The following is a 12,155-nucleotide window of genomic DNA, read 5'->3' as shown; positions in this document are numbered from 1 at the left end:
CTGTCTTCGTCGCTGTCGGCAGACCGCCGGGCCGGACTGTCCGGCCGGTCGAACCGACTTGACCAAGACGGTGCTGTGCTACCCCTGCCGTGCCAGTGCCGGGGGCTGACCGGGGGCGTCGCTCATCTCCGTGGCCGGGTTGCCACCCCACCGCGCGTGCTGTGGTACTTCCTCGCCCTTCATGAGGAAGGAGTCGGGTGCAAGTACCGAGCCGTCACCCATCGTCACTCCGTAGTGGACGTGGGAGCCGACACCGAGGGTGCATCCGTCCCCTATCGCACTGCGGTCGGACTTGAAGGTGCCGTCCTCCTGCGAGTGGCATTGGATCTTGCTCCCCGCATTGAGAGTGCAGTCGCTCCCGATGGTGGTGAGCATCCGCTCCGTCAGGTAGCAGCCGTCATCGAAGACCCTGCTGCCGAGCCGGACACCCAGGAGCCGCCAGATCATGTTCTTGAAGGGGGTGCCGTTGAAGATGTTGAGGTACTCGTCAGGAACCTTCCACAGACGCTCGTGCCACCAGAAATACGGGTCGTAGATGGAGCACAACTGCGGTCGCAGCCCGCGGAAAGCAACGATGGCACGCTCCACCATTATGAAATAGAGGGGGGTGAATGCCAGGCTGAGCACCAGGAATGCTGCGATTGCTCCGTGACCGAGGGAGTCATACAGCTCGGCATTCGTGAGGGCAAGCACAGTGACGACGAAGAAGAAAAACCACCGCACGAGCAGGAAGAGGGCCATCGACCGAATGTTGAAGCGGTTTTTGGCAGCGAGGTTGCGGGGCAACTCGGCCTCGGTCCGCATGTGGTCGAACCGCAAGTCGCGCTCCACCGAACGGGGAATTTCGAAGCACGGCGAGCCGAGCAGGCCCACCCCTTCACGTACCTCGCCATCGAGTGGAACCATCACCTTCGTCGCGAGGAGGCAGTTGTCGCCCGTCTTCGCCCCGGACGGATACGCGATGTTGTTCCCGAGGAAGTTGTGCCGTCCGATCGACGCACGGGACACCCGGAAAGACGTACTCGAAAAGTCGGCATTGACGATCGACAGACCGTCGGCGACCATCGTGCCGCTGCCGACAGAGCACAGATACGGGGTCTCGTGCTGTACTTCCGTGCCGAAGTTGGACCCGGTCTGCTCCACCTGCGACAGCTCGTATCCAAGGCCGCGCAGATAGCGGACGATGTAGGAGCTGTCGCCGAAGAGCCATGTGAAGAACTTCACGTTGGTGATGCGTGCGATCGCCCGGTGCAATGAGTAATGAAAGCCGTACAGCGGATACACCTTGCCCGGCTCGACCAGCAGATTCAGCAGGCGCGGCACGGTGAACAGAGCGACGATGCCCACGACGACGAAGCTGAAGAACAGAACGCAGGACACGATCAGCGCATCGACATAGAGCTCTGCCGACACGAGTCCTGTTACGCCCGGGGCCAGCCGGTTGTTCAGTGCCGGGACTTCCGTCAACAGCATGTACAGGCCCCCGACGGCCAACGGAACGGTGAGGAAGAACAGCTGACCCACTGTGGCGAGGCCGAAACCGACCCGGCGCAAAGTGCCGCACCTGGCGGGCGGGATCCGCACGTAGTCGAGCTCCGTGCGCTGCGCCGGAGATCCGTGCCACCGCTGGTCGCTGGGGACCGCCTGGCCGCTGTGCAGTGATGACGTATGACCGAGCTGCGCCCCGTCGCCCATCGACGTGGCGATGTCGAGCACGGTCTTCTCACCGATGAACACATTTCGGCCAAGGGTGACGGGACCCGTCTGGATGCGGCCGGCGTGCGCCCGGTAGCACAGGAAGTACGACTCCTTGCGGATCACCGTGCCGGCGCCGATCGTGAGCAGGTCGGTGCAGACCGGAACGTTGCGCGAGAGGATTGTGACACCCGTGCCGATGCGTGCGCCGAGTGCCCGTAGATAGAGCACGTACAGGGGGTTGCCGACGAAGAAGACCATCGGGTTGGCGTGGAGCAGCACTTTGACGGTCCAAAAGCGTAGATACGTCAGACCCCAGACCGGGAACTCGCGTTCTTTCCACCGGCCGATGAGGATCCATTTGGCCACGATCGGGAAAGTGCACATACCGACGAAGCCGACGCCGCCGAAGACGACCGATCGCAGGTAAATATCCATCACATTCGAGCCGGCGGATATCCATGCATAGCCGCGGTCAGCGAGAGTTGCAACGAGGAAAGAATATCCCAGGAAAAGCAGGAACTGCAGCAGTCCGCAGAGGGTGTACTGCAACGTGCCGACCGGAGTCACGGACTCCGAGGATGCTGGGTCCGACGAGCCGGCGGGGGCGGGTGTGGCAGTGATGCCGGTTCCGGTGTCAGTGAGGGCCTTCGCCAGGCTGCGGATCGTCCGGTGAAGGTAGACATCCTTTATCGAAACTGACGGTAGATCCGCCTGTTTCCTGACGCGTGCACAGAATTGCGCCATCACCAATGAATTGGCGCCGAGGTCGTCGAAGAAATTAGCGTCGATCGAAACCTGTTCGACACCCACGACGCCGGCGAGTACCTCGGCAAGATCTCTTTCCGCGTCTGTTGACGGACTGTTTCCTTCCGACGGGCCGTGCGTCCCGTGCTTGGCGAATCCAGATTCATCCGGCACGGTCGTCAGGGACTCGGCAGACTTTTCCAGCATGCAAGCTCCTTGAGCGCTCACGGAACCATCACGCTCCAGTCTCTGTCGTCCACCGACGGGGTGCCACTCGAACGATTACGTAGCGCGACACGAGGGGTCGTCGATGCCGGGGGATCCGGTTACAACGGCCTGGCGCCCGGTATTGCAGAGCAGGTGCGTGTTACTGAGACGGAGCTTGCGGTGCCGTGTCTTCGCTCGGCCCAAATCCACCGGACGGGTTCCCGGGGGGTCGTTCGTCGTGCTGTGTGTCTCGGTGCGGTGGCTGGGTGGATCGGGGCATGCGGGAGCCGCTGCGGGGGCAGGTGCAGGACCGTGTGGCGGGTGAAGTGCGTGGACGCGGGCGGAGCGCGTTGATCGGTTGAGCGCGGACCGTGGCGGGGACGGCCCGGGCGTGGAATGTTTCGGCGAGAGCGCCGCCGACGCGCGTGAGGTTGTGGGCCGTGGCGGAGCCCATCGTGGATTCCGTGGTGCACGCCGCGCCGGTAGTCGGTGATGGAGGTGGGTGCCGGTGCCTGGCCGACGTGCGGTGCTAGTGCGGTTGCGCTCCGGGAAACGGCGGTGGAGGCCTGCGAGGCTACGGCTGGCGAGATCGTAAAGGCGGTCGTGAAGACGGGTGGACTCATGCACCCAAACGGCCTCAATCTTGGCCCGCTGTTGAGCGCGTCGCCGTCACCGCCCTTAATGTTTCCGCTGGACGGAGGGTCCGTCATGAATGCATTCGGACGAATTTCGTCACGACCAGAGTGAACATGACGAACTCTCCCGGTAATGCCGCGGGCCTTCTCGTACGTTCTCGCCCACGGTCCCTGGATCTGCTCGGGTGCCTTGCCTTCTGTGAACCGACCCGACGCGCCGCCGTCCGGCGGCGGCGGCGTCGGACGAAGCCCGGGCGGCCCTGACTCTGCCCCTTCCCACAAGCACGGAGGCGACCGTGGGCTTCGCCGGCCGACCCTTCATCTTCCTCGCCGTTGCGGTTCTCGGTGGCTCTGCCGGGCTCGCTCTCATCGGTTCTGCGTCGACCGACGTGGTCCCGCAGAAGACGGCCGAGACTGCGGTAACCCACCCCGCCGACGGCCCCTCGGCGAAAAGCCGCACCCTCCGCGTGGAGGCCCGGCTGCACGTAGGCGAAGAGCTGGATCTGGGTGCCACGGGCCGCAGCGTCGGCGACCAGTTCCTCTTCAGCGGGAACCTGGTGTCGACCGAGGGACCGGAAGAACGCTTCGTCGGACGCTTCGGCGGGTCCTGCGTCCTTGCCGACCTCGAACGCAACGCGGGACAGTGCTCGTCGACCGCGGTGCTGCCGGAAGGGCACATCACCATCCAGGGCGAGCAAGCCGGAATTCCGGCACCGAGCCCGGTCGTCAACGCGATCACCGGAGGCACCGGGGAGTTCCGTAAGGCGCGTGGCCAGGTGACACAGCGGGTGTTGACGCCGGCGACCTGGCAACTCACCTTCGAAGTTTTCGACGTGTGGCCTCAGCGGACCGGGGACGGCCGCAGCCCGTCCGGGGCGCCGACGCCCACACCTCCGCCCTTCCCCGGCAAGTAGCCGCGCCAGGCGGTATCGGCGCCGCCCAGGACGCGGTGGCGAGAGCAGCGGCCGCCGGCCCGCACCCATCACCCCGCAGGGAGACGTCGTGAGCAAGAACTTCCGCACCCTCATGAGCTGGGGCGTCGCCCTGGCCACCGCCACGGCCGCCACCGTCACGATCGGCGCAACCACCGGCGGCCCGCCGAACCCGCTGCCGGCCGACCCGCAGACCCGCCCGACGGCCGGCCAGGGGAAGGAACCGCAGACCGCGGCTCGGGCGACAGAGCGCCGACGGATCGCCACATCGGTCCTGGCCCGGGACGTCAAGTTCACACTCACCGCTCTGCGGTCGCAGACCGATCCGCTCACGGCATCCGTGCGCCTCCAGGTCTTCACCTCCACAGACGGTGCGTGGAGAGAATCGGACCGTGCTCTGGTCGGCGAGGCGGATGCCTGGTTCTGGTTCCCGCTGACCGGTCGCCAAGCGGTGTGCGAGTTCTCCACCGCCGGTACGGAGCCCGCACCGGTTGCCGTCAGCCTGCTGATCACGCCGTCGATCGGCTGCTCACCGACCGAGAACTTTCAAATCGAGAACGGGCAGATCATGCCCGCCTGACAGCGGCCGGTGACTGCGGTACTGGCAGCAGCTCGTCAAATTCTGCCAGGTCCTGGGGAGCTGGAGCCCTCCGGGGTGCGCTCCGATATCGGCTGAAGGAGCACGCCCGGCCTGGCTTCTGCCCCACACGCTCGCCCTGTGGGGGTGGCTCCACCTCGGCCTCCAGGAGGCACGGGCCGCGCACGCGGACCTGTCCGAAGGTCGGCGGCTGGCCGCCCTGCACCTGGGTCGCCCCGCCGCCGACGGCCCCGGCCACCTGCTCCGCCTGCCTGGACGACCTGAATCTCCGGAACCCGCTCTTCCGGGTGCCTGCCCGCCCGCCCAGCGGATTCCGGATGCGGATCGTCTGACGGAGAGCGCCGGTATTGATCGGAAGCAATCTGAAGCATCAGAGCTTCTTGTCGTTCTCCGCCACATGTCGGCCGAAGGTTCATGGACGACGAGGTCCGTCCTGGCGAACTTTCCGGCTCCCCCTGCATGGGCTGAGCCCCCTCCGTTAGTGCTTTGGCGGGAATTGCTGTGGAGGGTATTGTTCAAGGCGGCTCTGTGGTCATATTCACCAGATGGTGCCGATGGTGGGTGCCTCGAAGAGCCTCTCCTGCTGGCGGCGTCGGCCGGCCGGTTGGAACGCTGCCACTTTGTGTCTTCCGGAGCAGTGGTGTCCTCCGGCTGCCCTGGGCTGTAATGTCCCCGACCCGGCAACCGTTCAGCAGCCTGCCTCCAAGTCCCGGGCCGTCGGCGGATGAGTCGAGGCCCCCCTGCCGCCAGCAGCGGGCCCGGCGGTTCCTCCGGGCACTGCGCGTCGTCGCAGGGGGCTCCTGCCTGCCGCGATCCGGGCGGGAGCCGGGACTGGCGAGCAGGAGACAAGGGGCGACGGCGTGCGAAGTGTGGGTGTGGAAGAGGAACTGCTGCTGGTGGACCCGAACAGTGGTGTGCCGGTCGCCGTCTCCGGCGCGGCGCTCGCGGCTGCCGACCGCCGGGCCTGGCAGCACGACAGGGCCGGCGCGAAGAGACACCAGTTCGAGAAGGAACTGCAACAGGAGCAGGTGGAGTTCGCGACTGAGCCGGTGACGGAAATGAGCCGACTCCAGGAGGAGATCACCCGCTGCCGTAGGGAGGCGGCGCGGCACGCGGACACTGCCGGGGCGGTGGTGGTGGCTGTGGCGACGTCGCCGTTGGTCGTCAAGCCGTCGTTGAGTACCGGTACCCGTTATCGGTGGCTGGGTGAACAGTTCGGGTTGATGGCTCAGGAGCAGTTGACCTGTGGCTGCCATGTCCACGTGTCGGTGGACTCCGACGAGGAGGGTGTGGCTGTCCTTGACCGTATACGCCCGTGGCTGGCGGTTCTGACGGCGATGAGCGCGAACTCGCCTTTCTGGCAGGGGCAGGACACCGGCTACGGCAGCTATCGCAGCCGGGTGTGGAACCGCTGGCCGTCCGCCGGCCCGGTCGAGATTTTCGGGTCCGCCGACCGTTACCACGAGCAGGTTACCGCCATGGTCGAGACGGGAGTTCTCCGTGACGAGGGCATGGTCTACTTCGACGCCCGGCTCTCCGCCTCGTATCCCACCGTGGAGATCCGTGTGGCGGACGTGTGCCTGGACGCGTCTGGGCCTGTGCTGATGGCCGCGCTCGCACGCGCCCTGGTGGAGACGTCCGCCCGGGCCTGGCAGGACGGTGTGCCGCCGGACAGGGTCGGGACGGGCCTGCTGCGCCTCGCCTCGTGGCGAGCGGGACGTTCGGGTCTCGACGGTCCCCTCCTGCACCCCGAGACCATGCGCGAGACCTCCGCTGCCGGCGCGGTGCAGGCGATGTACCGGTACGTTCGCGAGGCGCTGGTGGACCACGGCGATGAGGATCTCGTCCGTGAGGGCATCGCCTGCCTCCTCGAACAGGGCAACGGGGCGCGTACGCAACGCCGACTGCTGGCTGAGGAGGGTAGCCTCGCCCGTGTTGTGACCCGCTGCGCCGACTTGACCACGAGCAGCTGACGTCCTTCCGCTGCGCGGGTTCGCTGTCGTCAGGCTGATCGCGGCTGAGAGGACAGGTGGAGGTCTTGCGACTGGCCTCGCCGGCCCGGCGCCACCGCGCCAAGACCAGGGATCGCCGCCAGACTGAAGTGGGCCCTCGGGTTCCGCCGCTTCCGCATCTGCGCGGCCTGTTTGTGATGTGCGGTGTGGCTTTGGTGGTGCGGTTTCCTCGGGGGTGCTTGTTTCCCGGGTGTGGATGTTTCTTGAGGGGTGTCGTTGCCCGGGCCGGGTCGAGTTGTGCTGCGGGGGAAGGGCTGAGGCTGTCCGCGGGGTTTCGTTCGCGGGTGTGAGCCGGGGGTTCTCCTTGCGCGGCGCGGCGGGTTCGGTGCCTGTGTGCTGTCCTGGCGGAGGGTTTCGCCATCGGCCCGTTCGTGAAGAAGATCGCGGTGGCACGTCCGGCCGTGGTCGGCAATCGTCTTGTCTAAATAACGTCGGGTCCTGGGCAGACGGAGGAAGTGATCTTTGCGTCGATTCCGAGGAGGGGGCTCATCCCGTGGCCGCACCTGTGCGTTGTACACCGTCCGTGAACCGTCGGCGTGTGTTCGACCTGCGCTCGACAGCTTTGTTCTTCGTCCTTCTGGCCGTGGTGGTGAGCGTCCTGGGATTCGGGGCCCGCACGGCGGTCGACATCGCCGAGCGGCGTCCCGGCTGGGCGTTCGCCCTGCTCCTGCTGGGTGTTGCGGGCATCGCGGGCCTGGGGCGCCGCCTTCACCCGGCGAGAGCGGCACGACGGGCCGCGGCCGCGCTCGACGAGGCGGCGACGGAGGCGGCCGAGGTGTGGGAGACCATGGCCGTTCCTCGTCAGCGAGTGGCTTTCGGCATTGACATCGACTATGACGCCCTGGATGCCGAGGAGTTCGAGGCAGTGGTCGCCTCCCTCTGCGAGCGTGACGGTTGTTCCGGTGTGGAAGTCGTGGGCGGTGCCGGGGATTTGGGCGCCGACGTTGTGGCGGTGTCCCCCGAGGGGTGGCGGGTCGTCATCCAGTGCAAGCGCTACGGCGACTCCCACCGGGTCGGCTCTCAGGACATGCAGCGTTTCGGCGGCACCTGCTTCGCCATCCACGAGGCCGACGTTGCCGTCCTTGTCACCACCAGCGGCTTCACCGCGCCGGCGGTGGAGTACGCCGAGCAGTGCGGGATCGTGTGTGTGGACCGGCAGGCGTTGGTGTGCTGGGCAGATGGAAGCGGGTCCCGGCCCTGGGAGGCCGTGGAGGCCGTCCGGGACGTCGAGGCCCGCTGACGTCGGTCAGCGCCGGATGGGCTTCGCCCAGCAGGTGGACGGGGCGGGCTTGCCCTCCAGGCGGTCGGTGAGCCAGGAGATGCCGTGGTCCCATCGGCGATGAGCGGGGCGAGGCGGTCGGTGAGGATCCGGTCGCCGGGGTTGGGCAGGTCCACGGTCAGTTGGCGGGCCCGGTGGGTGTGTCGGTGGGTTTCGAGACCGCGTGTCGGTCAGCGGCGAGGACGCCTCGGGTCGCGGTGTACGAGTGTCGGTGAGTTCCGGGTTCCGGGTTCTGGCACGGGCCTCGGGGAGCGGTCGCGGAGGGTTGCCCAAGTCCATCATCGCCAGAAGCAGCGTTCGTCTGGTGGTTTTGGAGCCAAGAGTCACCTGCGAGCCGGACGGCGCATGCCACGATGAGCCCATGAGTGATGAGCCCCGGAGCTCACTTGCTGAGAAGACGCCCTTTCCCGACGACTTCGATGATCGACTGTGTGCCCAGCTCGCCTTTCTCGTTTCTCGTTGAGGTGGACCGTCTCAAGACCATCCTCCGTCAGTCTCCCCTCGCTGCGGCGGACCGCCGCGAGAACGAAGCGGAGCACTCGTGGCATATGGTGATGATGGTGGTGATCCTCGCCGAACACTCCGACCATCCCATCGACGTGGGGTACACCATTCAGCTCGTTCTCCTGCACGCCCTGCGTGAGTTCGAGTCCTTCTCCAACGAGCACACGCCGCACCCGGGCATTGCGAACGCCCGACCGCTCCACCCCTTGCTCGCGGCGATCAACGCTCCGAGGCAGATCGCCCGCTTCGACCTATGCGGGCGCGAACGTCTGGGAGGCATCCTCCACGCGTACGAACATGCCGCGTGACCTGCACGGAGGAGGTTTTCGGCAAGCGCGGCGTCGTCCTCGTGCCGGATCAGCTTCCACGTCTTCTGAAAGGTGAGCCCCGCCACGGTGCCGCTCGTCCAGCCCAACGCGAACCCGATGGGCTTGTAGGCCAGGGGCAGTTTCTTCTTCTTGGTCTTCCCTTTTCGCCACGTAGATCTCCCGGGTCGGTCGCGTCGGTTCCGTACGGATCAGTCGAATCGCTGCGCACCGGTTCGGTGCCTGAGTGGGCCGAAGGGGTCAGGGGCGGCCTCGCGCGGCTGTCTCCTCGTCCGCGCGGACCGCCCCCGGCGGCGTCCCGTCGCCGAACGGCCGGCCGCCCAGTTCCTCGCGGTGATGGGGCGCCGTCCAGCCGGAAAGATCGGGGCCGAGGGGCACGATGCCGGTCGGGTTGATGCCGGTGTGCACCTGGTAGTAGTGCCGTTTGATGTGGTCGAAGTCGACGGTGTCGCCGAAGCCGGGCGTCTGGTAGAGGTCGCGGACATACGCCCACAGCACCCGGTTCTCCGTCAGTTTCCAGCGGTTGCACTTGAAGTGGCCGTGATAGACGGCATCGAACCGCACCAGCGTGGTGAACAGCCGGATGTCCGCCTCCGTGATCGTGTCGCCGACAAGGTACCGTTGCCCCGCCAGCCGCCGCGCCAGGAGTTCGAGCCGCCGGAACACGCCCGCGCACGCCCTCTCGTACTCCTGCTGACCGGTGGCGAAGCCCGCCCGGTACACCCCGTTGTTCACGTCGTCGAACACCTCCGCCATCACCGCGTCGATCTCGTCGCGCCGCTTCTCGGGATACAGGTCGGGCGCGCCTGCGCGGTGCAACGCCGTCCACTCGGTGGCGAAGTCGAGAGTGATCTGCTGGTAGTCGTTGGTGACCAGCTGCCCGCCGGCCACCTCCACGATCGCGGGGACACTCACCCCGCCTGGGTAGTCCGTCTCCCGCCGGTCGTACGCCTCGCTCAGATACCGGATGCCGAGAACCGGATCACGGCCGTCCGGGTCCAGGGTGAAGCGCCAGCTGCGGTCGTCCTGGACCGGGTCGGCGACGGCCAGGGACAGAGCGTCCTCCAGACCGAGCAGCCGCCGGGACACCAGCGCCCGGCTCGCCCATGGACAGGCCCGGCTGACGACGAGCCGGTAGCGTCCGGCTGCCACCGGCCATCCGTCCCTGCCGTCCGCGGTGATCCGGTCCACGAAGTGGGCCCTCGACCGCTTGAACGCCTTCCGTCCGTAGGCGCTGTTGCCGCCGGCCCCCTCGTCGCGGCTCATGATGTCCTCCTCCTCGTCGCTTCGAAGCCACTGTGACCGCGTTCCCCGTTTTCGGCGGTCGGCACGGTGTGACCGGGGTCGCCGGGGCAACCGGCCGGGGTGAGCACCCGATCGGATCGCAGGATCCGGGTCACCGTCCTGGCCGCGCTCGCAGCCAACCTGGTGATCGCGGTCGCCAAGGCCGTCGGCGGCCTCGCCGCCGCGTCACCCGCGCTGCTCTCGGAGGCGGCGCACTCGGCGGCCGACAGCCTGAAGGAAGTCTTCCTGCTGGCGGCGCTGCGGCGCAGCCGCAGGCCACCGGATCGGCGCCACCCCTTCGGCTACGGCAAGGAGCGGTACTTCTGGTCGCTCCTCGCGGCCGTCGGGATCTGCGTGATGGGGGGGGGCTGTTTCTCGTTCTACCAGGGTTTCGAAGCGCGCCGTGGCGGCGGTGCCACCGAGTTCGGAGGCTATGTGGCCGGACCGGTCGTGCTCGGCGAGGCCCTCCTCGACGAGGGCGGCTCGCTGCTGCGGGCCTTGTACCAGGTGCGTGGGCAGGGCGGCTTGGCCGACGGACTGCGCGACCCGGCACCGCCGTCCTCGGCGTCACCCTGGCCATTGTGGGCATGTCACTGCACCTGACCACCGGGCAGGTGGTGTGGGAGACGGCCGCCCCGCTCGCCATCGGGACGCTGCTGGTGTGCGTGGCCTACCGGCTCGGGCGGGACGCCCGTGACCGGCTGATCGGTGAGGCGGCCGATCCGGAGGCGAGTGAGCGGATCCGCGGGCTGCTGGTGGCGCAGCCCGAGATCGGCAGTGTGGAGGCCCTCTCCACGGTGAAGACCGGCCTCGACACCGCCCTGGTGTCCGCCCGGGTCGACCTCGTACCGGGCCTGGACAGCGAACGGGTGGAGGAGGTCGCCGTCCGCATCAAACGGTCCGTCGGCGACGCGGTCCCCGAGACGGCGCAGGTCTTCCTCGATGTCACCGACCGGAACGCCCCGGAGGCGCGGGAGGCACGGGAGAGCCCCGCCGCGACGGGGGAGCGCGGCGGGGCCTGAGGCAGGCGTGCCCGGCTGCCGGGTGGTTCATGCGCACCGGGCCCACGGGAGCGTCCCGGTGCGCGCGAGCGCCCCGCCGGCCGGGTCATCCCCGCGTCACCCCTCCTTCGCCTCCAGCACGAACACGGGGATCTCCCGGTCCGTCTTCTCCTGGTACTCGGCGTAGGGAGGGAAGGCCGCGACGGCTCGCTCCCACCAGTCGGTCTTCTCCGCCCCGGTCACCTCGCGAGCCGTCATGTCCTGCCGCACCGGTCCGTCCCGGAGTTCGACCTGCGGATGGGCCTTGAGGTTGTGGTACCAGACCGGGTGCCTGGGCGCTCCGCCCAGTGAGGCCACCACCGCATAGCGCCCCTCGTGCTCGACCCGCATCAGCGGGGTCTTGCGCAGCTTGCCGCTTCTGGCACCCCGGCTGGTCAGCAGGACGACGGGCAGGCCGGTGTCCCGCAGGGTCGTTCCCTGCGTCCCGCCGGAGTTCTCGTACAGCTCCACCTGCTCGCGCACCCATTGTGTCGGACTGGGTTCGTACTCGCCCTCGAGAGGCATGGCATCCGTCCCATCGTCGTCGCGTTCCGCGGCTGACTCGGTTTCCCGTGCACCACCGAAGCGCACGGGACGCATCCGCTCCGGGACCAGTCTCGGCCGCACCGGCGCAGGACCCCGGTCGTCACGGCGCCGTCGGCGTGTCCACGGCACCGTGATGCGCGCCCGCACCGTCGGACCCCGGCCGGCGAAGCGTATGGGCGGGCGCGGAAAGTGCGCGCACGCATGGCATTGACATCCTTGTGACCGTGCTTTCGGCTGAGCACCCGTCGTCCCGCTTCAGGTGCCGCACGTGGCCGATGTCCCCGCCGACCGGGTGGCCCGGCGCACCCTGCCGCCGACACCCGGCGGTCCGGAGGGGTCCGCTGTCCCGC

General features: G+C 67.8%; 8 protein-coding genes and 2 pseudogenes. 6 read left to right on the top strand and 4 right to left on the bottom strand.

Annotated features, from left to right (window positions below; genetic code table 11):
* Window positions 1-78: 78 nt before the first annotated feature.
* Window positions 79-2,649 carry a Pls/PosA family non-ribosomal peptide synthetase gene (locus ACVW19_RS02530; RefSeq protein ID WP_457456156.1) on the bottom strand — a complete coding sequence of 857 codons (2,571 nt, stop codon included), beginning with the start codon at window positions 2,647-2,649 and terminating at the stop codon, window positions 79-81.
* Window positions 2,650-3,580: 931 nt separating this feature from the next.
* On the opposite strand from ACVW19_RS02530, the gene ACVW19_RS02525 reads away from it, so the two are divergent.
* From ACVW19_RS02525 to ACVW19_RS02505, 5 genes are all read left to right on the top strand, one after another.
* Window positions 3,581-4,198 carry a hypothetical protein gene (locus tag ACVW19_RS02525; protein WP_457456154.1) on the top strand — a complete coding sequence of 206 codons (618 nt, stop codon included), beginning with the start codon at window positions 3,581-3,583 and terminating at the stop codon, window positions 4,196-4,198.
* Between the two features lie 88 nt (window positions 4,199-4,286).
* Window positions 4,287-4,796 (top strand): hypothetical protein, encoded by a 510-nt coding sequence (locus tag ACVW19_RS02520; protein WP_457456153.1) that lies wholly within the window; start codon window positions 4,287-4,289, stop codon window positions 4,794-4,796.
* 878 nt (window positions 4,797-5,674) lie between these two features.
* Window positions 5,675-6,787 carry a glutamate--cysteine ligase gene (locus tag ACVW19_RS02515; protein ID WP_457456151.1) on the top strand — a complete coding sequence of 371 codons (1,113 nt, stop codon included), beginning with the start codon at window positions 5,675-5,677 and terminating at the stop codon, window positions 6,785-6,787.
* A 532-nt stretch (window positions 6,788-7,319) separates the two neighbouring features.
* Window positions 7,320-8,066 (top strand): restriction endonuclease, encoded by a 747-nt coding sequence (locus ACVW19_RS02510; RefSeq protein ID WP_457456149.1) that lies wholly within the window; start codon window positions 7,320-7,322, stop codon window positions 8,064-8,066.
* 470 nt (window positions 8,067-8,536) lie between these two features.
* The gene (locus ACVW19_RS02505) at window positions 8,537-8,917 is read left to right on the top strand and encodes an HD domain-containing protein (protein WP_457456147.1); all 381 of its coding nucleotides are present in this window, start codon (window positions 8,537-8,539) and stop codon (window positions 8,915-8,917) included.
* Window positions 8,918-8,946: 29 nt separating this feature from the next.
* Here the strand turns inward: ACVW19_RS02505 and ACVW19_RS02500 are convergent.
* Window positions 8,947-9,057 (bottom strand): annotated as a pseudogene (locus ACVW19_RS02500) (DUF4235 domain-containing protein); the annotation flags it as partial.
* Window positions 9,058-9,175: 118 nt separating this feature from the next.
* Window positions 9,176-10,201: a glutathione S-transferase family protein gene (locus tag ACVW19_RS02495; RefSeq protein WP_457456145.1), complete on the bottom strand. Its 1,026-nt coding sequence runs from the start codon at window positions 10,199-10,201 to the stop codon at window positions 9,176-9,178.
* A gap of 123 nt (window positions 10,202-10,324) precedes the next feature.
* Here ACVW19_RS02495 and ACVW19_RS02490 point away from each other — a divergent pair.
* Window positions 10,325-11,241, top strand: a pseudogene (locus tag ACVW19_RS02490) (cation diffusion facilitator family transporter).
* Window positions 11,242-11,337: 96 nt separating this feature from the next.
* Here the strand turns inward: ACVW19_RS02490 and ACVW19_RS02485 are convergent.
* Complete coding sequence (locus tag ACVW19_RS02485; protein ID WP_457456143.1) at window positions 11,338-11,784, bottom strand: nitroreductase family deazaflavin-dependent oxidoreductase; 447 nt, start codon at window positions 11,782-11,784, stop codon at window positions 11,338-11,340.
* Window positions 11,785-12,155 lie beyond the last annotated feature (371 nt).

The sequence above is a fragment of the Streptomyces sp. TE5632 genome (assembly GCF_054061295.1).
Note: the sequence above shows the minus strand (reverse complement) of the source record. Positions and strands in the feature narration are given on the sequence as shown.